This window comes from Streptomyces sp. NBC_01092, assembly GCF_045039535.1.
In the GTDB taxonomy this organism is placed as follows: Bacteria; Actinomycetota; Actinomycetes; order Streptomycetales; family Streptomycetaceae; genus Streptomyces.
Genome location: NZ_CP108659.1, coordinates 4976377 through 4997165, shown reverse-complemented (window position 1 = coordinate 4997165; position 20789 = coordinate 4976377). Strand labels below are relative to the sequence as shown.

The 20789-nt window shown below is 71.7% G+C and carries 24 protein-coding genes and 2 pseudogenes; 7 read left to right on the top strand and 19 right to left on the bottom strand.

The annotated features are described in order from the left end of the window. Positions 1 to 6 precede the first annotated feature (6 nt). Both OG254_RS22425 and OG254_RS22420 read left to right on the top strand, forming a co-directional pair. Positions 7 to 867: a metallophosphoesterase family protein gene (locus tag OG254_RS22425; RefSeq protein ID WP_405584548.1), complete on the top strand. Its 861-nt coding sequence runs from the start codon at positions 7 to 9 to the stop codon at positions 865 to 867. Between the two features lie 216 nt (positions 868 to 1083). Next, on the top strand, positions 1084 to 2562 hold the full coding sequence (locus OG254_RS22420) for an MFS transporter (RefSeq protein WP_405584545.1): 1479 nt from the start codon (positions 1084 to 1086) through the stop codon (positions 2560 to 2562). A gap of 3 nt (positions 2563 to 2565) precedes the next feature. On the opposite strand, the gene OG254_RS22415 is transcribed toward OG254_RS22420, so the two are convergent. The 3 genes from OG254_RS22415 to OG254_RS22405 form a co-directional block, all read right to left on the bottom strand. Then, complete coding sequence (locus OG254_RS22415) at positions 2566 to 3135, bottom strand: hypothetical protein (RefSeq protein ID WP_405584543.1); 570 nt, start codon at positions 3133 to 3135, stop codon at positions 2566 to 2568. 127 nt (positions 3136 to 3262) lie between these two features. Beyond that, positions 3263 to 3796 carry a DinB family protein gene (locus OG254_RS22410; RefSeq protein ID WP_405584540.1) on the bottom strand — a complete coding sequence of 178 codons (534 nt, stop codon included), beginning with the start codon at positions 3794 to 3796 and terminating at the stop codon, positions 3263 to 3265. 78 nt (positions 3797 to 3874) lie between these two features. Next, on the bottom strand, positions 3875 to 5209 hold the full coding sequence (locus tag OG254_RS22405; RefSeq protein ID WP_405584537.1) for an RICIN domain-containing protein: 1335 nt from the start codon (positions 5207 to 5209) through the stop codon (positions 3875 to 3877). Positions 5210 to 5320: 111 nt separating this feature from the next. Here OG254_RS22405 and OG254_RS22400 point away from each other — a divergent pair, with 111 nt between their 5' ends. Next, on the top strand, positions 5321 to 6133 hold the full coding sequence (locus OG254_RS22400) for an IclR family transcriptional regulator (protein WP_405584534.1): 813 nt from the start codon (positions 5321 to 5323) through the stop codon (positions 6131 to 6133). Here the strand turns inward: OG254_RS22400 and OG254_RS22395 are convergent. Then, positions 6105 to 6383 (bottom strand): DUF397 domain-containing protein, encoded by a 279-nt coding sequence (locus OG254_RS22395; protein ID WP_405584531.1) that lies wholly within the window; start codon positions 6381 to 6383, stop codon positions 6105 to 6107. The two genes, OG254_RS22400 and OG254_RS22395, sit on opposite strands and share 29 nt — an antisense overlap. After that, entirely contained in the window at positions 6367 to 7206 is an 840-nt protein-coding gene (locus OG254_RS22390) for a Scr1 family TA system antitoxin-like transcriptional regulator (protein ID WP_405584528.1), read from the bottom strand. The genes OG254_RS22395 and OG254_RS22390 overlap by 17 nt, the downstream gene beginning before the upstream one ends. Positions 7207 to 7322: 116 nt before the next feature. Here OG254_RS22390 and OG254_RS22385 point away from each other — a divergent pair, with 116 nt between their 5' ends. Beyond that, entirely contained in the window at positions 7323 to 7586 is a 264-nt protein-coding gene (locus tag OG254_RS22385; RefSeq protein WP_405584525.1) for a hypothetical protein, read from the top strand. On the opposite strand, the gene OG254_RS22380 is transcribed toward OG254_RS22385, so the two are convergent. The 11 genes and pseudogenes from OG254_RS22380 to OG254_RS22330 form a co-directional block, all read right to left on the bottom strand. After that, a complete protein-coding gene (locus OG254_RS22380; protein WP_405584522.1) occupies positions 7583 to 8425 on the bottom strand; it encodes an aldo/keto reductase in 843 nt (280 codons plus the stop codon). The two genes, OG254_RS22385 and OG254_RS22380, sit on opposite strands and share 4 nt — an antisense overlap. Before the next feature lie 70 nt (positions 8426 to 8495). Further along, positions 8496 to 8942 carry a GtrA family protein gene (locus tag OG254_RS22375; protein ID WP_405584519.1) on the bottom strand — a complete coding sequence of 149 codons (447 nt, stop codon included), beginning with the start codon at positions 8940 to 8942 and terminating at the stop codon, positions 8496 to 8498. A 490-nt stretch (positions 8943 to 9432) separates the two neighbouring features. Next, positions 9433 to 9702: pseudogene (locus tag OG254_RS22370) on the bottom strand (N-acetylmuramic acid 6-phosphate etherase); the annotation flags it as partial. Continuing rightward, positions 9701 to 9855 (bottom strand): annotated as a pseudogene (locus OG254_RS22365) (aldo/keto reductase); the annotation flags it as partial. The pseudogenes OG254_RS22370 and OG254_RS22365, both read right to left, overlap by 2 nt. Before the next feature lie 9 nt (positions 9856 to 9864). After that, entirely contained in the window at positions 9865 to 10539 is a 675-nt protein-coding gene (locus tag OG254_RS22360; RefSeq protein ID WP_405584516.1) for a hypothetical protein, read from the bottom strand. Further along, positions 10524 to 12137 carry a hypothetical protein gene (locus OG254_RS22355; protein ID WP_405584514.1) on the bottom strand — a complete coding sequence of 538 codons (1614 nt, stop codon included), beginning with the start codon at positions 12135 to 12137 and terminating at the stop codon, positions 10524 to 10526. The genes OG254_RS22360 and OG254_RS22355 overlap by 16 nt, the downstream gene beginning before the upstream one ends. Next, complete coding sequence (locus OG254_RS22350) at positions 12134 to 13018, bottom strand: ATP-binding cassette domain-containing protein (RefSeq protein ID WP_405584511.1); 885 nt, start codon at positions 13016 to 13018, stop codon at positions 12134 to 12136. Before OG254_RS22350 ends, OG254_RS22355 begins: the two co-directional genes overlap by 4 nt. Beyond that, positions 13018 to 13932: a zf-HC2 domain-containing protein gene (locus OG254_RS22345; RefSeq protein ID WP_405584509.1), complete on the bottom strand. Its 915-nt coding sequence runs from the start codon at positions 13930 to 13932 to the stop codon at positions 13018 to 13020. The genes OG254_RS22350 and OG254_RS22345 overlap by 1 nt, the downstream gene beginning before the upstream one ends. 37 nt (positions 13933 to 13969) lie before the next feature. Continuing rightward, complete coding sequence (locus OG254_RS22340; RefSeq protein ID WP_405584506.1) at positions 13970 to 14563, bottom strand: RNA polymerase sigma factor; 594 nt, start codon at positions 14561 to 14563, stop codon at positions 13970 to 13972. A gap of 90 nt (positions 14564 to 14653) precedes the next feature. Continuing rightward, on the bottom strand, positions 14654 to 15589 hold the full coding sequence (gene murQ, locus OG254_RS22335) for an N-acetylmuramic acid 6-phosphate etherase (protein ID WP_405584503.1): 936 nt from the start codon (positions 15587 to 15589) through the stop codon (positions 14654 to 14656). Between the two features lie 114 nt (positions 15590 to 15703). Continuing rightward, the gene (locus OG254_RS22330; RefSeq protein WP_405584501.1) at positions 15704 to 16606 is read right to left on the bottom strand and encodes a MurR/RpiR family transcriptional regulator; all 903 of its coding nucleotides are present in this window, start codon (positions 16604 to 16606) and stop codon (positions 15704 to 15706) included. A gap of 55 nt (positions 16607 to 16661) precedes the next feature. Here OG254_RS22330 and OG254_RS22325 point away from each other — a divergent pair, with 55 nt between their 5' ends. Together OG254_RS22325 and OG254_RS22320 are read left to right on the top strand one after the other, a co-directional pair. Further along, the gene (locus tag OG254_RS22325; RefSeq protein ID WP_405584498.1) at positions 16662 to 17048 is read left to right on the top strand and encodes a hypothetical protein; all 387 of its coding nucleotides are present in this window, start codon (positions 16662 to 16664) and stop codon (positions 17046 to 17048) included. Then, positions 17045 to 17308 carry a DUF4031 domain-containing protein gene (locus tag OG254_RS22320; RefSeq protein ID WP_405584495.1) on the top strand — a complete coding sequence of 88 codons (264 nt, stop codon included), beginning with the start codon at positions 17045 to 17047 and terminating at the stop codon, positions 17306 to 17308. Before OG254_RS22325 ends, OG254_RS22320 begins: the two co-directional genes overlap by 4 nt. A 30-nt stretch (positions 17309 to 17338) precedes the next feature. Here OG254_RS22320 and OG254_RS22315 read toward each other — a convergent pair whose 3' ends face one another. The 3 genes from OG254_RS22315 to OG254_RS22305 form a co-directional block, all read right to left on the bottom strand. Further along, positions 17339 to 17812 (bottom strand): carboxymuconolactone decarboxylase family protein, encoded by a 474-nt coding sequence (locus OG254_RS22315; RefSeq protein ID WP_405584492.1) that lies wholly within the window; start codon positions 17810 to 17812, stop codon positions 17339 to 17341. 304 nt (positions 17813 to 18116) lie between these two features. Beyond that, on the bottom strand, positions 18117 to 19241 hold the full coding sequence (locus OG254_RS22310) for a GNAT family N-acetyltransferase (protein ID WP_405584490.1): 1125 nt from the start codon (positions 19239 to 19241) through the stop codon (positions 18117 to 18119). Between the two features lie 27 nt (positions 19242 to 19268). After that, positions 19269 to 19922: a hypothetical protein gene (locus tag OG254_RS22305; RefSeq protein WP_405584487.1), complete on the bottom strand. Its 654-nt coding sequence runs from the start codon at positions 19920 to 19922 to the stop codon at positions 19269 to 19271. A 148-nt stretch (positions 19923 to 20070) separates the two neighbouring features. Here OG254_RS22305 and OG254_RS22300 point away from each other — a divergent pair, with 148 nt between their 5' ends. Next, positions 20071 to 20760, top strand: coding sequence for a copper homeostasis protein CutC (locus OG254_RS22300; RefSeq protein ID WP_405584484.1), 690 nt, complete (start codon positions 20071 to 20073; stop codon positions 20758 to 20760). Positions 20761 to 20789: the final 29 nt, after the last annotated feature.

Sequence of the window (20789 nt, the reverse complement as noted above, 5' to 3'; positions counted from 1 at the left end):
GGAGAGATGAGGATCCTTCATCTCTCCGACACCCATCTTGAGAAGACCGACGCCCCCAACAAGTACGGCGTCAACGCCACCGAATCGCTCCGGCTGATGCTCGCCGAGCTGAGGCATCTGCGGGGCGTCGACGCGATCGTCGTCACCGGGGACATCGCGGACGGCGGCGCGGTGGAGGCGTACGCGGCCGTAAAGGAGCTGGTGGGCGATTTCGCGCGGCCGCTCGGCGCGCCCGTCTTCTACACGACCGGCAACCATGACGAGCGCGTCGCCTTCGGCAAGGTGCTGGGCAGCGGGCATGCCGAGCCGGAGCTGGTCCTGGAGTCCGGGGCGGGTGAGCGGGCGGCCGTGAGCACGGTCGGGGGATGGCGGTTCGTGACGCTGGACTCGCTGGTGCCGGGGAAGGTGCACGGCCGGGTGAGCGCGGCCCAACTGGACTGGCTGAAGGACGTGTTGGGCACCCCGGCCGAGCGGGGCACCGTCCTCGCCCTGCACCACCCGCCGATCGCCCTCGGCATCTCGGCGACCCAGCCGGTCTTCGGCCTGCGCAACCCCGGCGACCTCGCGACCGCGATCCGCGGCAGCGATGTGCGCCTCGTCCTGACCGGGCACTACCACCTCCAGCTCTTCGGATTCCTGGCCGCGGTGCCGGTCTGGGTCACCCCCGGTGTCGTCAGCCGCGTCGACCTGACGACGGCACCCGGCACGGAACGGGTGGTGCGCGGGGCGTCGGCGTCGCTGGTGGAGCTGGGCGGCGCGGACGGGCCGCTGTTCCACACCTTCCACGCCCGCGATCCTCACGCGCACGAGCCGGTGTACGAGCTGGACGAGGGTCAGGTGCGGGCGATGGTGGAGCGGGAGGCCTGAGCCTGGCGGAGCGGGCGGCGCGCGGCCCAGGTGAACCCGGGCCGCCGCGGCGGCGTTCCAGGAGAGCAGGATCGGCAGGGGCCGGAGCGTGCCGTGCCCTTCGAAGTAGCTACCTGCGTCGCTTGAGTAAGTCAATCAACTGACTTAAGGTTGCCTAGGTCAATCAGCCAGGCCGATCGGCCACCTTCCTGCTCGTACGCCGACGGAGGCTCCGCCATGTCCCACGCCCCTGCTCCTCCCGCCGAGGTGGGAGGCGGCGCGCCGCCGAAGTCGAACGCCGTGGTGGCGGTGCTGGCCTTCGCCGGGATCGTCGTCTCGCTGATGCAGACCCTGGTCATCCCGATCGTCCCGGAGCTGCCGAAGCTCCTGGACGCCCCGGCCTCGGACACCGCATGGGCGGTCACGGCCACGCTGCTCGCCGCGGCGGTCGCGACGCCCGTGATGGGGCGGCTCGGCGACATGTACGGCAAACGGCGGATGCTGCTCGTGAGTGTCGTGCTGCTGGTCGGCGGCTCCGTGGTCTGTGCCCTGAGCGACGCGCTGGTCCCGATGATCGTCGGGCGGGTGCTTCAGGGCCTGGCCTCCGGTGTGATCCCGCTCGGCATCAGCATCATGCGGGACGAACTGCCCGCCGAGCGCCTCGGCTCCGCCACCGCCCTGATGAGCGCCTCCCTCGGCATCGGCGGCGCGCTGGGGCTGCCCGCCGCCGCGCTCATCGCGGACAACTTCGACTGGCACGTCCTGTTCTGGACGTCGGCCGGCATGGGTGTCGTGGCGCTGGTGTGCGTGCTGCTGTTCGTGCCCGAGTCGCGGGTGCGTACCGGCGGGCGCTTCGACCTGGTCGGCGGCATAGGCATGGCGGCCGGGCTCGTGTGTCTGCTGCTGGGGGTCTCCAAGGGCGCCGACTGGGGCTGGGGCAGTGGTACGACGCTGGGTCTGTTCGTCGCGGCCGTGGTGATCCTGCTGGCCTGGGGCTGGTGGGAGCTTCGCACCGACCAGCCGCTGGTCGACCTGCGGACGACCGCCCGCCGTCAGGTGCTGGTCACCAACCTGGCCTCGATCGCGGTGGGCTTCGCGATGTTCGCGATGAGCCTGGTCATCCCGCAGCTCCTCCAGCTCCCCGCGCAGACCGGCTACGGCCTCGGCAAGTCCATGCTGGTCGCGGGCCTGTGCATGGCCCCGTCGGGCCTGGTCATGATGGCGACGGCCCCGATGTCGGCGGCCATCTCGCGGGCCAAGGGCCCGAAGGTGACGCTGATGATCGGTGTGCTCATCGTCGCCGCCGGCTACGGCCTCAACATCGTCCTGATGTCCGAGGTCTGGCACTTCGTCCTGGTCGCCTGCGTCATCGGCGCCGGTGTCGGCTTCGGCTACGGCTCGATGCCCGCCCTCATCATGAGCGCGGTGCCCGCGTCGGAGACGGCCGCCGCGAACAGCCTCAACACGCTGATGCGCTCTCTCGGTACGTCCACGGCGAGCGCCGTCGCGGGCGTCATCCTCGCCCAGATGACGACGAACCTCGGCGGCTACGCCCTCCCGTCCGAGAACGCCTTCAAGGTGGTCCTGGCGGTCGGCGCCGGGGCGGCGCTGCTGGCGTTCGTGGTGGCGTCGTTCATTCCGCGGCAGGGGTCGGCCACCGCCGGGAAGCCGGTGGCGGAAGCGGCAGCCGAGCCGGCGGGAGCGACGGCCAAGTAGTCGTTACAGGTTGCCCAGCGGCTCGATGTCGACCTTCACCGGTGTGCCCCACACCCGCAGCACCTCGTAGTCGGTGAACTCGTGCACGAGCCGGTAGGCCATCGCCGGACGCGGGCCGCGGCGCTGGGCGGCGAGATACAGCTCGGCCTCCCGGCGGTCGCGGCGCGGCGTGCCGCACAGCTGCCACTCCTGTCCGTTCCACAGCTCCGGCAGCCAGCGCTGCTGGGGCTGCGGGCGGTCGCCTCGGACGCCGTAGCGGGAGGGGGCGGTCTCGGTGGTGTGCGGGGTTGCGGGACCGCCGTTGTACTCCGCGCGGCGGGCGGCGCGGCGCCTGGTCTCGCAGAGCAGGCACAGGTCGTGTGCGTTCTCGTCGACCGGGCCGTTCGGGTGCTCCGGGCAGCGGGTGGTGGGGGCGGCACCGGTGACGCTCTCGTCGAGGAGGTCCAGGGCGCGGCGGAGGTCGGCCTTGACCTCGTGGAGTTTCGCGTCCGGGGTGGCGGGCGTGAGGGCCTCGCCGTGTTCGCCGAGGAGGCGGAGGGCTCGGCCGAGGGCGGTCAGCTGGGCGTGGTTCATGCGCCCAGTCTGCGTCGTTCCTGAGCTGTTCGGTATCGAGGCGGCTGAGTGCGCTCGTGGGCCGGGCCCCCGCCAGGTGTCGCGGCAGTCGCGGCACCTGGCGGGGGCGCGGTGACTTCGGGACCGGTCAGCCCATGCTCTTCTGGCCGTCCAGCGACTCCCGGATGATGTCCGCGTGGCCGGCGTGCTGGGCCGTCTCCGCGATGATGTGCAGCAGCACCCTGCGGGCCGACCAGCGCGCCGCGGGCTCGAACCACGGGGCCTTGGGGAGCGGGTGGGAGGCATTGAAGTCGGGCAGGGCAGCCACCAACTCGTCGGTGCGGCGGGCCACTTCGGCGTACTCGGCCAGGACGGCCTCCAGGGTGTCGCCGGGCAGCATGCGGAAGTCGTCCGCGCGGCGGGCGAAGTCCTCCTCGGTCATGGAGGCGAAGTCGGGCATCACCGACGTGCCCTTCTCGATGAAGTTCGCCCAGCTCCGCTCCGTCGACGTGACGTGCTTGATCAGGCCGCCGAGGCACAGCTCGCTGGCCGTGGTCCGCTGCCCCGCCTGCTCGTCGGTGAGGTCCTGGGTCGTGAACCGCAGGAACTGCCGGTGCTTGGCCAGCGTCTCCAGCAGGTCGGCGCGCTCGTCCGTGACGGTGTTGTGCGTGGTCTCAGTCATGACAGCCACGGTAGGAGGCATTGAGGTCAGATCCTGACCTCAATGCCCGAGGACTTGCCTACGGATTCCGCCGTGCGGTCAGGCGGGGTCGGGCTGTGTCGCGCTGATCTGCGGGTGGACGTAGAAGATCTCGTGCCGGACGGGGTGCCCGCCCGCGTCGCCCTCCCACGGGTACTGGATGAGTCGGCTTCTCACGTCGCTGCTTCCGCCGGAGACGTTGGCGTACATGTCGGACTCGACGTTGCGGAGCATGAGCCGGTTGGGGAAGCGCGGGTCGGGGTGCTCCAGGACCCAGTTCTGTGAATCGGCCAGCGGGCCGCCGGGCTCGGGTGCGCCGTCCGGCGCGTGGCAGTCCCACACGTGCAGCGGGGAGCCCGATACCGACTCCCGCCCGTTCTCCACGTCCAGGCAGCGCTCCGAGGTGTCGGTGACGATCCGGTACATCGTCTGCCCCGACTCGTCCGTGCCGTTGGGGGAGAGCTGGAAGAGGGCGGACTCGTGGTTGATGTCGGGGAACTGCATGATGTCGTTCCCGTTGGCCCCGTCCCCGCCCACCACGTGCAGGTTCTGTCCGGTGTGGTCGACGTGGATCTCCAACGTGGTTCCGTCGTCGGCGACGGGCGGGACGGCGGCGGAGAAGGTGACGGGCCAGTGGTCGGAGGCGTTTCCGGGCTCCCTGGTCGCCCGCCAGTTGTCGGTGGCGTAGTTGGCCACCATGTAGTCGTACTCTCCCCCGGTGCGGTAGGTCGTCTGGCCCGTGTTGTAGATCCGCGACCCCGGGGGCGGCAGCACGTCCGGGATCGTCTCCGGGTTGCGGTTGAAGTCGCCGAGCGCGACCCAGTTCGTGGTGTCGCTGCGTTCCGCCGTCGCGGCGATGATCCGCAGCAGCGCGCCCACGTCGCTGCCGCCCCGGGAACGGGCGTGCAGGGAGGCGAACATGGTGTCGTCCCGGTCCCGGAAGACCGCCAGAGCCGGTCGGTAGACGCTTTCGACCTCCATCACGTTGTCCGGCACGAACTCCGTGATCATCCCGAGGTTCCGGGTGTGGTGGCGCAGGATGTAGAGATGCCGGCGAGGCGCGCGGTCGCCTTCCTGCCAGATGTAATGCTCAACCCCGTTGACCGTCAGCTGTTGCTCCGCGGCCGTGGGGACAGCCCCGAACGGGACCTCCTGAAGGGCCACCACGTCGTTGGTGCGGGCCAGGTCGTAGGCGTTGCTCCACTGGCTGGGGCCGTATTGCATGTTGAAGGTGGCCAGCCGGTTGACGTCCGGTGGCGCGGCGGACGCCGGTCCCGCAGTGGCGGTGATCAGTCCGCAGGCCGTCAGGAAGGCGGCGAGGAGCGCGATCAGGGTGCGGCCTCGTCTGCTCGGCCGCCGTCCGCGCCGGTCGGTGTGCTGGGGATGCGAATGCATAGGCCCTCTCTCTGCGAGTGCGTGCCGGAGAGGTTCGTCGTTCTGTCGGTGGACAGTCACCCCTGGTTTCATTGAGTGGACCCGTTCGGCGTGATCCGCAGGGGGCTTGGCGTGAACTGCTCGTACGACGACAACGGCACCCACGAGGAACGGCCCAGCGCACGCGGGCACCGCCCGGCGCACGGCGAACCTCTCCTCGACCGGGCCTTTCGCATCCTCGGCTGTTTCGGGCCGGACAAGCCGGTGCTGTCGCTGACGGCCCTGGCCGCGCGGGCCGACCTGCCCAAGGCCACCGCGCTGCGCATCGCCCGCCAACTCACCGACCAGGGAGCCCTGGAACGCACCGACGCCGGTCACTACACCATCGGCTTACGGCTCCTGGAAATCGCCACCGTGGCCCCCCGCGGATACGGCCTGCGTGCCATCGCCCTGCCCCACCTGCAAGACCTCTGGCACGCCACGGGGCAGCACGTGCAGCTGGTCGTCCGCGAGGGCCTCGAAGGCGTCCTGGTCGAGCGGCTGTCCGCGCACGACGCCCCGCGCGTGATGTACCGGGTCGGCGGCCGGCTCCCGCTGCACGCCACCGCACCCGGACTCGTCCTGCTGGCGCACGCCACCGCCCAGGTGCAGGAGGACTTCCTCGCCGCGGACCACCCGACCGACGACGAGAACCTGAACCCGACGGCCGACACGCTGCGGCCCAAGCTGGCGGCCATCCGCCGCGACCGCTACGCGGTGTTCTCGCGCCCCCAATGGGACACCCTCATGACCGGCGTCGCCGCGCCCGTCTTCGACCGCGACCATGCCACGGTCGCCGCCGTCTCGGTCATCACCCCGGCCGAGCGGGCCGAGCCGGCCGAGCACATCCCTGCGGTGGTCACCGTGGCGCGCGCGATCAGCCGCGCGGTCGCCGGGCGAGCTTGAGGTCTTCGACGAAGGCGGACCAGGCGGGGGCTCGGAATATGAGCTTCGGGCCGTGGGGGTGCTTGGAGTCTCGGACGGGGATGAGGGTGGGGTTGCCGTCGGCTACTTCGAGGCAGTCGCCGCCACCGCCCCCACTGTGCGTCGACTTGCGCCAGCGGGCGACTTCGAGGCATTCGTTGCCGCCTCCGCCGCTGTAGCTGGACTTGTGCCAGGTGGCCGTGCTCAGGTCGTAGTCAGGGATGTTCCTCATGGGCGTAATCCTGCGCCAACGCCTCAATCAAGGCTAGGGACTTCTCCGGCGAGAGCGCGGAGGCCGCGAGGAGTTCGAAGGTGAACCTCAGTCGGGCGACGGTGGCCGGGTCGTCCTCCAGCCGTCCGGTGCCGGGCCCCTCGAAGTAGACCAGCGGAGGGGCGTCCTCGAAGTCCATCAGCCTCATCGAGCCCTCCATCGCCTTGTGCGCCCCCGCGCTGAACGGCAGTAACTGCACGATGACGCGGCCCCGGTGGATCAGGCCCGCGATGTGGCGCAGATTCTCGCCCATCACCGCTCGGCCACCGGTCTCCCGGCGCAGCGCCGCCTCGTCAAGCACCGCCCAGAACAACGGCTCTGTTGGGTGGTCGAGTAGACGGGTCCGCGCCATCCTGCCCTCGACCCACTCGACGATGGTCTCCTCCGGTGCCGTAGGGTCGTATGCGCGGTTCACGGCCCGTGCGTATGCGGGCGTCTGGAGCAGCCCGGGGATCAGCATCGGCGAGTACTGCCGGATCGCCGTGGCTTCCGCCTCCGCCTCCGCCGCCTCGGCGAAGTGCTCGGGGTAGCGGGACTTGGCCGCCGCCTTGCAGTTCCGCGTGAAGAAGTCCCCGGTCCCCAGCACCTCGTCCAACACCCGTGCGTGTTCTGCCTGGATACGCCGCGTACCCGCCTCCAGCTGCCCCACGAACGAGCCACTCGCGAATAGCAGTTGACCCAGTCTCTCCTGACTGAGCCCGGCCTTCTCGCGGGCGTGCCGCAGCTCCGCGCCCAGCAGCGCGCGCGGCGAAGAGGCAGGATCCAGGTCCTTGGGTCCCGGCATGGCAACTCCCGGTTGGACAACAGAGGTTGTTGGGGCGCACCCTCTGGCCAGGTTAGAGCCGCACCCGCCACGCTGTGTTGTGAATCGCAAACTCTGCGTAGAGAGGTGGAATCAGCGTGCGGTCGACCGAAGAAGTGGTGGTGTCCCTGCGGGAGGCCCTCGCGGGGGTAGGGCTCGTGCTGCCGTCCCTGCGGGTGGATCCAGTCACCGGTGCCAGTAAGGAGCCGTTTGCTCTCGTCGAGCTCGGGCGCTGCAATGTGCGGACCGCCGAGCGGCTGGCGGCGGCGTTGCGGGGCCGGCCCATGGACCCCTCGCCGACGAACGAGGAGCTGTTCGCGCGGGTCCGGCAGGTCAACAGGCAGAGCAGAATGCCGCGTTAGACGCCGGTCGGCAGGGCGGTCAGGCGGTCGTACTGCTGCTGGGTGAGTTGGACGGAGTCCGCCCCGAGGTTCTCCTCCAGGTGCGCCGGGCTCGTCGTGCCCGGGATCGGGAGGATCACCGGCGAGTGGGCGAGGAGCCAGGCGAGGGACACCTGGGTCGGTGTGGCGCCGAGTTCCTCGGCCACCGCGGCGATCTCCGCCGACCGTGCCCCCGACACGCCCGCCGCCACCGGCCGCCACGGCAGGAAGGCGATGCCCGCCGCCTCGCAGGCCTTGAGTACGGGCTCGTGCTCGCGGTCGAGGAGGTTGTACCGGTTCTGGACGCTCGCGATGTCCACGACGGCGCGCGCTGCGGTGAGTTCGGAGACCGAGACCTCGGACAGGCCGATATGGCCGATCTTGCCCTCGTCGCGCAGGTCGCGCAGGCCCCCGAGCTGATCGGGAATCGGCACGCCCGGGTCCAGACGGTGGAGCTGGAGGAGCCCGATACGGTCGAGGCGGAGGCGGCGCAGGGCCTCGTCGACCTGGGTGCGGACATCGGCCGGCTCGCCCGCGTGCCGCCAGCCCTCGCCCGAGGTGGTCTGACGGATGCCGACCTTCGTGGCGATCAGGAGCCCTTCCGGGTATGGGTGGAGCGCCTCGGCGAGGAGATCCTCGTTCGCTCCCCAGCCGTACAGATGCGCCGTGTCGATCAGTGTGACGCCGAGTTCGACGGCCCGCCGGGCGACCGCGACGCACGCGGCGCGCTCCTCGGCGGTCTCCGGCCGCAGATGCATGGCCCCGAACCCGAGCCGCCGTACTTCCAGATCGCCGCCGATGCGGAATGTCGTCGCCGTCATCTGCTGTCTCCCCCTCTGGTGGACTGACGCTGTCCCGATCCTGCCGCAGCGGCCGCCACGGTTGCCGGGCTCACGGGCCGTCGGTCCCGTTCGTGCCCGACCTCGCACTCTCCAGGACGCGCGGGTCGATGCTCGGGCCCACGTGGCCCTCGGGCAGCCGACGGAACACCCATGTGCGGTAGGACCAGAAGCGGAAGCCCGTGCCCAACGCGAGTCCGACGACGTTTTTCGCCAGGTTGTCGGCCAGCGGCGAGGTGTAGTCGAGGCCGTAGTGCGACACGGCGAGCACACCGTTCTGGATGGCCATTCCCACGCTGCTGAACAGCACGAAGAGGAGGGCCTCGCGGCTGTGGTGACTCTTGTCGCGATGACGGTAGGTCCAGTAGCGATTTCCGACGTAGTTGGTGCCGATCGCGATGGTGTTGGCGATGAGCCCGGAACGGACCGTCTGCAGCTGTAGAACGTGCAGGCACAGGTTGAACACCGCGGTGTCCACCACCCAACCGACGGCGCCCACGGCACCGAATCTGGCGGCCTCACCGCCGCCCCTTCGTAACTTCCTCCGCACTGCCGCTAATTGAGTGGTGATCAAGGTGCATGCCTTGTCTGTTGACGACCTCGGCCCGGTTCATGCTAGCTGCACGTTTCGACGTGGTTTTCGAATCCCCGGTTTGTGGGTGTCGAGGTTCGTCGAGTCTCGTTGGCTGAAAACTCTGTGGCACAGGCGTGCGAGTGATCCTAGGTTTTTGTTGATCATTCCCGTCCTGAGAAGGGAACAGTGCGCGACCTTCCCAGCGAAGCGTCGCGCGTGATCCCGCACCCTCACCGCCGACCGGCTCGCCGCACACCGGAGTACGTACCAGCCCGTTCGCCGCCATGCGTGGATCGAAGCCGAGGGAAAGCCCATCGGCGAGCCCTATCCGCCGGGCCGCTACCAACCGCTCCTCACGGCGCCCGCGCGCCCGAGCGTCTCTGGGACCTGAGCGCCGGGGCAGGGCATGCCGAGGTCAGTCCTCCGCTGCCCGCAGGGCGGTCCTCAGGTGACCGTTCGCCGAGGCGAGGTGCCCCGTCGCCGTAGCCCCGTCCACACCCGCCAGCAGGATCAGGATCGCCGTCTTCACCTCGCCGCCCGCCTCGGTCAGAGCCCGCTCGATCTCCTTGTCCTCCGCGCCGGTGGCGAGGGCGACGATGCGGCGGGAGCGGGCCCGTAGCTTGTCGTTGGAGGCGCGGACGTCGACCATCAGGTTTCCGTAGGCCTTGCCGAGGCGGATCATCGTCGATCAGTGTGACGCCGAGTTCGACGGCCCGCCGGGCGACCGCGACGCAGCGGCGCGCTCCTCGGCGGTCTCCGGCCGCAGATGCATGGCCCCGAACCCGAGCCGCCGTACTTCCAGATCGCCGCCGATACGGAACGTCGACGCTGCCGTCATGCGGCCACGCTAACAGGGGAGTTGGCCACGGCAGGGTGAGGAAGGGCGGTGCTCCCGCAGGAGCAGGGCCGTGAGTCCCGCCGCGACGGCCAGGGTCGAGGCCCATGCCCATCGGGACGCATCCCAGGACGCGAGGTACGGCACGGGAAACAGCCGCTCGCGGGCCGGGCTCAGGGCGAGGACGAGGGGCAGCAGCACGCTGCCGGGCGCGGCCAGGGTGCTGCCGCGCCCGCCGTCGGACAGGCGCAGGCCGAGCACCGACAGCAGGACCGTCGCCGCCCCCAGCCCTGCCGCCTCCAGGGAGAGTCCGGCCAGGGGCAGGGCGACCCGGTCGTCCGGGTGCATCGCGGCCTTGAGCAGGAAGCCGCACGCCGTCCAGATCGCGGCGAGCGGCACACAGAGCAACGCCAGCCGCATAAGCCGTCGTACCGCCAACGGGTACGGCAGTGTCGCGGTGGTGGTGGCCGCTGCATCGTCCAGAGCGAACGCGACGGGGACGACGCACAGCACCGCTGCCACGCGCAGCAGTAGTGCCGCGTCGCCCGGTTCGGGGTGCGTCGAGAGGGCCAACGGCAGTGCGCAGACCGCGAGGGCCGGTCCGGTGCCCAGCGCCATCGTCACCCGTGGCAGGACGCGGACCAGGTGTGGCACGAGGGCCGTGTGCAGGGTCAACGGGCCGCGCATGACGTGCCCTCCGATCCCTGCTCGGCGTCCGCGGGTGCGGGCGCCCCCAGCAGCCGCGCCGCCTGCGCGGTGCTCGTGCGGTCGTCGGACAGGGCGGCCCACGACGCCTTCAGACGGTCGCCGACCCCGGCCGCCGGCCGGTCGAGCAGGTCCAGGACGAGCTGGACCTCGGGGCCGTTCACGGAGACCGCCTCGGACGAGTCCAGCGTGGTCAAGGTGATGCCACCGACGCTGCGCCGGTTCAGGGAGTGGAGGGCGTCGGCCGTCTCCGGGGTTGCCTGCGCCGCGAGCCACAGCACCGTCACGGCGCGGGCACGGCACAGCATGCTCGCGACCGGTTCGGCCTCCAGGCGGGGTCCGGCGACCGCCCGGTCGGCGAACCGCACCGCGAAGGCGAGCACTTCGCCGCCGCCGACATCGTCCGTACCCCACTCCGTGCCGACGGTGACGGCGCCGGGTGTGTCGTGCCGGGTGTCGTCCCGCGCCCATGCCTCCAGCGGCGGCGCGCCTACGACCCCGTCGCGGTCGCCGCCGAGGAAGAGCCGCTGGCGTACCGCGTACGGACCGGTCCGCTCGTCGGCCGGGACCTTGCCGAGGATGCCGTCGGTCACCTGCTGCCAGTCCTTGGTACGACCCAGGAACTCGGGGAACGCGCAGAACGTGACCTGGTCGGCGACCCGGCAACGCTGCTGGTCTCCCGGGTGCTTCTCGGCGTCCGCCCGGCGGGCCACCAGATCGTCGGGGAGCGGTCGGTACTGCACGGCGCCGACCACGACGGCCGTGACGGCCAGCAGGACCAGGGCCGCCCGGGTCGGCAGGGCACGCGCTCCGGCCCGGACCAGGGCGAGCAGGACCAGTACGCCGGTCACGGCCGCCAAGTAGGCGAGATGCGCCAGTGCGGGGCGGTGCATCAGGCCGGTGGGCAGCGGGGCCGCGAACTCGCTCTCCACGCCGACGGGGCCCACCCACTTCATGCCGCGTACGCCCAGCGCACTGGCCAGCACCAGAGCTCCGAGAAGCAGGGCGGCGAAGGGGCCCGCCGTGGCCGACGGGGTGAAGCGGGCGAGGGCCACCCCGCCACACCCGGCGGCAAGGACCACGACCGGTCCGGTGGCCAGTTCGACCGGGGACGGGCTGCCCACGGCGATGGGAGCCGACGCCTCGTAGGCGATCCGGGCCGCCGTGAGCACCGCCGCCACCGCGGCCGGCGGCAGGGCGGCGACGAGGTGGGCCGACGTCCGCCGCCACAGGGGCAGGGCGAGCACCCCGCAGAGCGGTTCGGCTCCGTGCCGGTGCATGCGGGTGGCCGCGAAGTTCGTCGCGATGAGCGCCCCCGCCGCCAACAGGAGCAGCGGGATCTGGGTGTACCGGTCCTCGTCCTGGAGCACCGGGTACCGACCGCCCGGACCTTCGCTCCCTGCCTTGTACGCCCAGAGTGCGGCGTAGAGGAACACGGCGGCCAGGAAGGCCGGGTGCCGCAGCACCTGCGTGCACTCGAAGCGCGCCAGGGACCACTGGGCCCGTAACGCGTTGCGGGCCGGGGGAGGAAGAGGGTGAACGGGGCTGGGCTCCGGGGCCAGGACCCGGTGCCCGGTCATGCCGAGCCCGCCGGTGTCGCCCTGGCCGCGCGGTCGCCGTCGAGGAGCAGGAGGTATCCGTCCTCGATGGTCGGTGCGACCAACGGGGCGCCGGGCGGCGGGACTCCGATGTTGCGGAAGGAGCCGACGCCGGTGCGCCAGGCCGCGAGGGCGCCGGGTGCGCGTTCGCCGCTGCTCCAGACCCGGCCGTGCGCCAGCAGGGCCAGCTCGGCCGGGGTGCCCTGGAACCTCACGGTGCCGTGGTCGAGCACGACCACCTTGTGGCACAGGGCCGCCACGTCCTCCGTCTGGTGCGTCGAGAGCAGCACGGTCCTGCCCTCGCCGAGTCCGGCGACGAGTTCCCGGAAGCGCAGCCGCTGCTCGGGGTCGAGTCCCACGGTCGGCTCGTCGAGGACGAGCAGCTCCGGGTCGCCGACGATGGCGGCGGCGAGGCCGACGCGCTGTCGCATGCCGCCCGACAGCTTCCGGATGCGTCGGCCGCGGTCGGCGGTGAGACCGACCTCCTCCAGCACTCTGAGAGCCTCCGTGCGCCGGGCGTCCCGGTCGCTGATCTGCTTGAGGATGCCGACGTAGTCGATGAAGTCGAACGCCGTGAAGTGGGAGGGCAGTCCCGGGTTCTGCGGGAGATAGCCGAGCCGGCGCCGCAGCGCCTGCCGGCCCGAGGGCGTCAGGGGGTCGAGGCCCAGGAGTGACAGGGTGCCCGTGTCCGGGGTGCTCGCGGTGGCCAGAGTGCGCAGCAGAGTGGTCTTGCCCGCGCCGTTGGGCCCGAGTAGACCCGTCACGCCCAGCCCCAGGGACAGGGAGACCTCCTTGAGCGCCGTGTGGCGCCCGAAGCGCACGCTGACGTCGTTCAACGTGACCTGTTGTGCCGCGGATCGCATTACGCCAGTCCCCTCGTCCCCGTCGTCGGCCCCTGGGCGGCTGCCCGGCGGTCCTGCCTGTCGAATCCGTCGCGCAGCACGACCAGCGCACCGACGGCCAGCAGGGCCACGGCCGCCATGGCCAGTTGGGTCCCTGGCAGGAGGATGCGGGTCGCCGCGGGCAGGGCCGAGTTGTAGGCGGCCACGAGCCAGACGGCCCAGGCCGTGAGCGTCAACGTGATGGCCGGCAGGGCGTCCATGCGACTCGACAGGGCGAGACAGACCGCCGTGAGCATGAGCGACGGGACGAGCCAGCCGAGCGTGTACGGAAAGGCCAGCGGGAGCCCGGCGGCGCCCGCGGCGCTCAGCACCAGGCTCAGCACCTGCACAGCGGTCGCGCGCAGCAGTACGACGCGGAACCCGCCCAGCGGGGAGACCGCCAGCCAGACGTACGCCGGGTCGAAGCGCTGCCCGGTGACCGCGACGACGCCGACGGCCGACAGGGCCGGTACCAGCGCGAAGAACAGCAGGGGCGCCGACGTCGATTCGCTCAGGCGCGCGGCGGCCACACTCAGCATGAGTAACAGAGCCGCCCCGCCCCACCAGGACCAGCGCAGCGCGGGCATCGCCGCGCACAGCCGGGCCACGTCCTCGGGGACACCGAGGCGCAGCGCACACCGTTCCAGCAGGCTCCTCGACGGCTCGTCGGTGGCGCGGTCGACCCGCTCCCACAGCGAGGTCAACTCCGCCTCGTCCGCCAGCAGCGGGGACAGCCGGGTACGGCAGCCCGCGCACCGGTCCAGATGGGCCTCGACGGGGCCCCTGACCTCGCCGGGGAGCGGCCGGGTCGCGTACGCCCGGAGCACATCGGGTCCGAGGTGCGCCGAACCGCTTCCCGGATCATGGATCCGGCCAACCGGTTGTGCCCCGCTCATCGGCTTCTCCTCCCACCCGGGTCGTCGGTCGCCGTCCTCACCGCGCTCGTCCCCCTTCGGCGCCGGGCCGGGGCAGCAGTCGTTCCCTGAGCAGCCTTCTGGCCCGGGAGGCGCGGGACTTGACCGTTCCGGCCGGGATGCTCAGGCGCTCGGCGGTCTCCTGGACCGTCAGTCCTTCGAGTGCCGTCGCCCGGACCACGGCCCTGAGGTGGGCGGGCAGGAACTCCACCGCGGCCAGGGCGCCGTCGCCCAGCTCCGCCATGAGCTCCTCCTCCGCGGACACCGCGTGACGTCCCGGCAGACCCGCCAGGCGGCGCAGGAGACGGCCCCGCCGCTCCTGCGCCCGCAGCGCGTCGATCAGCCGACGCCGGCCGACTCGCCATAACCACCCGCTCACGTTGCCGACTTGACCGGCGCGTGGGCTTCCCCGGCGTTCCCGGCGCCGCCAGACCTCCACGAAGACGTCCTGGACGACCTCGTCGACGAGGACGGGGTCGGCGCACCGCTGCCGCAACCGTCCCCTGAGCCAGGGGGCGAACCTGCGGAAGAGCTCCTCGAACGCGGCCCGGTCCGACTCGGCCACCGCGTCCAGGAGTTCGGCATCGGTTTGCGCACCCCTTCGTTCGGACATCACACCCCCTCGTCGAATCGAGGGCCCCACCCGGTTCACACCGGGACTGTGATCCGCCCCACAGTCAATTCGGCGGTGCGCGACCCGCCGTCAGGACTCGTCGGTGCTCATCGCGGCCCGGAGATGGCCGTTCGCCGCGGCGAGACGCCGGGTGGCCGTAGCCCCGTCCACGTCCGCCAGCAGGATCAGGATCGCCGTCTTCACCTCGCCGCCCGCCTCGGTCAGAGCCCGCTCGATCTCCTTGTCCTCCGCGCCGGTGGCGAGGGCGACGATGCGGCGGGAGCGGGCCCGTAGCTTGTCGTTGGAGGCGCGGACGTCGACCATCAGGTTCCCGTAGGTCTTGCCGAGCCGGATCATCGTGATCGTCGACAGCATGTTGAGCACCAGCTTCTGGGCGGTGCCGGCCTTGAGGCGCGTCGAGCCGGTCAGCAGCTCCGGGCCCACGACGACCTCGATGCCGTGCTCGGCGGCCGCGGCGAGGGCGCTGTGGGCGTTGCAGGACAGCCCGATCGTCAACGCGCCCCGCGCACGGGCGTGTTCGACCGCGCCGATGGCGTACGGGGTGCGGCCGGAGGCCGAGATGCCGACCACCGTGTCGGTGGGGGTGAGGGCCAGGGCGTCGAGGTCGGTGCGGGCCAGGTCCTTGGAGTCCTCGGCGCCTTCGATCGAGGTGACCATCGCCTCCGGGCCGCCCGCGATGAGCCCGACGACCTGGTCCGGGTCGGTGTTGAAGGTGGGCGGGCACTCGGAGGCGTCGAGGACACCGAGGCGGCCGGCGGTACCGGCACCGGCGTAGATGAGGCGCCCGCCGCGTGCCATCCGCTCCGCGACGGCGTCGATGGCGCCGGCGATCTGCGGCAGCCGCGACGCCACGGCCGCGGACACGGAGGCGTCCTCGCCGTTCATGAGCCGGGCGATGTCGAGGGTGGGGAGACGGTCGATCTCGGCGAGCTCGGGCCGGAACGCCTCGGTGGTCAGGGAGTCCAACTCGGCGCGGAGATTACGGGGGGTGGATGCAGACGTCATGAGGGGGGCGGCTCTTTCCGATTTCCGGTGTGCTGTCCGACCCAAGGGGCGCGGGGAACTGCGCGACCAGCCACGATGGTCCCGCGGACAACCCACAACCGTCAGGCCTACGGTCTATCTCCGATGCCGATGTGCCAGTGCCTCATAGGAAGCGGCCAGTGCAGGTGCCGCGGTCTCATAGGTCCGCTGAGCAACCCCCACGAACAAACAGTCCACCACCAGCAACTGACTTGTCCGGGACGACATCGCCGCGGGCCGCAACTCGCTCTCCCGAGCCGTCGACGTCGTAAGGATGTGATCGGCGTACTGAGTGACCGCCCCGTTCGGGCGCCCGGTGATCGCGACGGTGGTCGCCCCGTGCTCGAACGCGACCCGCAACGGCTCGATGACGTCACCGGTCGACCCGGAGTGGGTGATGGCGATGGCCACGTCCCCGGCACGCAGTTGCACCGCGTTCGTGACGGCGAGATGCGGATCGCTGTGCGCGTGGGCTATCAGCCCTATCCGCAGCAGCTTCTGCGCGAGGTCCTGGGCGACAAGACCGCTCGCCCCGACGCCGTACACATCGATACGGCGAGCCCCAGCGGCAGCCGTAACCGCCGCGCCCAACTGGACCGTGTCGAGGCCGGCCGCCGTGTCGGCGAGGGTCTGCTGCTCGTCGTAGGCGAGCTTGGCGACCACGTCCGCGATCGGGTCGTCCACCGCGATGTCGGTCGTGATGGCCGGGGCGCGGCCCGACTGCTGCTGGGCGGCGAGGCCGGCGAGGGCGAGGCGCAGGTCGCGGTAGCCGGGGTAGCCGAGCAGGCGGGCGGTGCGCACGACGGTGGCCTCGCTGGTGCCGGTGAGTTCGGCGAGGCCGGTGACCGTGAGGGCCGCGCAGCCCGCAGGGTCGTTCGCGACCGCTTCGGCGACGCGTTGCATGGAGCGGGTCATCGACGGCGCGAGCGTGCGCACCTTGGCCGCGAGGGCAGCGGGCGCGGGCGCGCGGTCGAAAGTTTCCTTCACTTCATGGGGCACCCTTGAAAGGTATTTTCAGATCCGGGCCGTGGTCAAGAGTGCGCACAATAGGAGCATGGAACCCGTCACTCCGCTGGAACAGGCGCTGCACACCGCCCGCGCCCTCGTGCTCGCCGACCTGGTCGCGGGCGAGGTCGCGGAGGCGGACGTCGTGTCGCTGGTCGAGGAGGCGGTCGTACAGCGGCGCTGGTGGGTGGAGCAGTGGCCGGACGGCGTGGAGTACGTGGCGGGCCTTGTCGCCCAGGACGTACAGGACGCGCTGCTGGACCGGTACGGCCGCTGGCCGTTGTGCCCGGTGTGCGGCACCGGTGACCCGCACGCGCTGGAGGTGGAGCCGGAGCTGGGGCCCGATCCGCACTGGGTGTGCCACCAGGCGGGAGTGAAGGTCGCGGCGGTGGGCTCGCTGGCGCCGGCCACCGGGGGCGGGGCGTCCCCGTCGTGACGATCTACATCGACCCGCCGACCTGGCCGGGACACGGCCGGATGTGGTCCCACCTCGTGAGCGACCTGTCGTACGACGAACTGCACGCGTTCGCCGAGGGGTTGGGCGTGCCACGGCGGGCCTTCGAGCGGGATCACTACGACGTCCCGTCGCACCGCTACGCCGACGCGGTACGCGCCGGCGCAGTGGAGGTCAGCAGCCGTGACGTGGTGCGGTTGCTGCAGGGGGCAGGGCTGCGGAGGCCGAAGGGGCGCCCCTAGGGCCAGTCGGCCTGATCCGCCGGACAGGCCCTAGGCGAACTGGCCGGGCTGGTAGGAGCCGGCCGGCTGCCGGACGATGACGTTCAGCCGGTTGTAGGCGTTGATCAGGGCGATCAGCGACACCAGCGCGCCGAGCTGCTCCTCGTCGTAGTGCTTGGCGGCGTTCTCCCAGACGTCGTCCGGTACGCCGCCGGCCGCGTCGGCGATACGGGTGCCCGCCTCCGTCAGGTCCAGCGCGGCGCGCTCGGCCTCGGTGAACACGGTGGCCTCCCGCCACGCGGCGACCATATTGAGGCGGACGGTGTCCTCGCCGGCGGCGACGGCGTCCTTGAAGTGCATGTCGGTGCAGAAGCCGCAGCCGTTGATCTGGCTGGCGCGCAGCGTGACCATGTTCTGCGTCGCGACGGGCAGCGACGAGTCGTGGAGCACCTTGCCCGCCGAGCCGATGTACCTCACGAACTTGGCGACGGTCGGGATCTCGAAGGCGTTCAGACGGGCGCTCATGGCGAACTCCTCGGTCATTGGCTGTTGTCGGTGGTTACACAGCAATGACGGAGCGGGTCGACTCGATGTGACGTCAGCGGATGTGACGTGGGTCACTCGGTGGTCGTGTCGCGGGCGGGGGGGGGCTCGGCCCGTCGCATGGGGTGCCAGGTGTCACCGGCCGGGCGGGGCGGGTCCGACAGGTTGCTCACCCGCGCAGAGGCTGGCGAAACGGGCGAGCGGGTGCGAGGTCAGGTAGGCGATCTCCTCGGCCGTGAACGACATGGCGGCTCCCTGTGGCGGCGCGGGTCGGCTCCGCCGCAGCCTAGGCCGCCGTGCGCCGCCCCTGGCGGACGTACAGCCTGAGGTCCCGTTCCATGTCGTGGTCCTCGTACGCCGTGCGCTCCTCCTCGACGCTCGCCCGTACGTAGCCCGCGCGCGTGGCGACGCCCTGCGAGGGGGCGTTGTCCACGTGGATGGCGGCGATCAGTGCCCGTACCTCGTCCGCGGCCAGCGCGTGGTCCGTCAGGGCGCGCAGGGCCTCGGTCGCGTAGCCGTGGCCGCGGGCGGCGTCGGTGAGGTCGTAGCCGACCTCGGTGTGGCCCTCCTCGTCCGGTACGCCGTGGAAGCCGATGCCGCCGACCGCGCGGCCGTCCTCGCGCCGTACGAGAACGAACAGCCCCCACTCGGGCCGGTGCACCCCCTCCTCGTACGCCTTCACCACCATTCCCGCGGCGTCCCGCGTGCCCTGGAAGGGCCCGCCGTCGATCCACTCGAAGCCGCCGTCGCCGCCGGTCTGCAGGTCGGTGGCGGCCGCGGGGGTGACGCCCTGGAGCGTGAGGCGGTCGGTGGGCAGGACGAGGTTGTTGTGCCAGCGCCACTCGGTGACGGGCGGGCGGCCGGGGAGCTCGGCGCGGCCGGTGGCCCACAGGAGGGTGCGCCAGTGTTCCGGGCCGGGGCCGGGGCGGATGTGCGGGAAGATCGTCGTGAGGACGAACTGGGGCAGTTCTGCGGGCGGTTCGTAGCTCAGCCCCAGGCCCTCGGCGATGTCGTGCGTGTGCAGCAGCACCTCGGCGATCCCCATCGCGGCGAAGCCCTCGCGGTTCGCGCTGCGGAAGGGGTACGGGTGGAAGGCGCGGACCTCGCGGGGCGTGGTGCGGAGCGTGGCGGTGAACAGGGCGCCGGTCGTCTCGATCACCTGGAGCAGGCCCGCGTTGTCGGTGCCGTCGTCGAGGGTGATCTCGAAGGGGACGTAGGCGTCCTGGGCGCGGCCCGCGAGCTGGCCGGCGTAGGCGATGAGGTCCTCGGCGATGTGGAACGCCGTCTTGTGGCAGCTCCACTCCAGCCGCCCGGCCTTCACGGCCTCCCAGTCCCGGTCCGCCGCCGTGCGCAGCAGCGCCACGCTGCTCGCCACGGCCTCGGTCACGCGTTCCCCGCCCATGTGTCGCATGTGCGGCAGGCTACGGGCCCGGGTCGGTCAGAGCGACAGCATTTCCAGCTCGGCGGCGAGGTTGTAACGGGCGGTGGCCTCCCACTCCTTCCTGCCGTGCGGAGTGCGGAACAGGCCCGGCAGATCCAGGAGTTGGCGCAGGATCGCGGCGCGTCCCTCGCGGAAGGCGCCGCTGGGGACGAAGTGGTACTCCTTGCGGACGGCGGCCGTGTAGGCGGCGTACACGGAGGGCGGGGCGGCGAGGATCGCGAGGTCGGCGTCGCACAGGACCTGGCCGTCGCGGTCGTCCGGCGCCGGGTCGTGGGTGACGGTGAGGCGGACCAGCCGGGCGACCTCGGCGGTGCGCTCCGCGGGAACACCGGCCTCGGGGAGCGCGCGCTCGGCGAGCCGTGCGGAACGCTCCTCGTTCTCCGAGCGGTCGGGGAGGTAGACGGCGTCGTGGAACCAGGCGGCGAGGCGTACGACGTCCGGGTCGTCGGCGTGGCCGGCCAGCTCGTCGACGCGGTCCAGGACCGCGGTGAGGTGGGTGAGCGTGTGGTAGTGGCGCTGCGGTTCCTGCCAGCGGGTGAGGAGGTTGTCGGCGTACGGCGCCGGGTCGGGGGAGGTCGCCGGGGAGCGGGCCGCGTTCAGGGCTCGGGCGAAGCGGGCGCGGAGGGCTTCGAGGGCATGGGGATCGGCCATGGCGTCATTGTGACGTGCGACATCGGGGACGCCGCCACCCTCGTACGGCTGTGGGGGAGCTGAACATCTTCGGCGGGCAGGCGTAGGCTTGGATTGGACTAGACCTGTAGGCGTCCAGTCGCCGTCGAATGCCGAGGAATGGGGTCCCATGAGCAAGCGTGCAGTCCTGGAGGTGATCGCCCTCGGCGTCGAGGACGCGGTCGCCGCCCAGGCCGGAGGTGCGGACCGGCTCGAACTGGTCACCGACATAGCGGCCGACGGGCTGACCCCGCCGGTCGAGACCTTCGTCGGGATCCGGGCCGCCGTCGACATCGACCTGCGCGTGATGCTGCGGCTGGCGGACGGGTTCGCGGTGGGGGACGTCGAGCGGGTGGTGCGGACGGCTCGCTCGATGCGGGACGCCGGGGCGGAGGAGTTCGTGCTCGGGTTCCTCGATGCCGAGGGCGGGGTGGACATCGAGACGGTCGAGCGGGTGGTGGGTGCGCTGGACGGGTGCCGGTGGACCTTCCACCGTGCCATCGACCGGGCCGCGGACCGTGACGCGCTGCGCAAGCAGCTGGACGGGATGCCGGGCCTGGACACGTACCTCACGGCCGGTTCGGCGGCCGGCGTCGACGACGGCCTCCCCGTCCTGCTCGCCGAGGCGGCGCGGGGTGGGGAGCCCGGGTACGAGCAGCGGATCCTGGTGGGCGGCGGCCTGCGCCTCGATCACGTCCCGGGGCTGCGGGCGGCCGGGATCGACGCGTTCCACATCGGCGGTGCGGCCCGGCCGCAGGGCTGGGACGGACCGGTGTCCGCGGCAGCGGTGACGGAGTGGCGTTCCGCGCTGGACGCGTAGCCCGACCGGGGGCCCACCAGTGACATCGG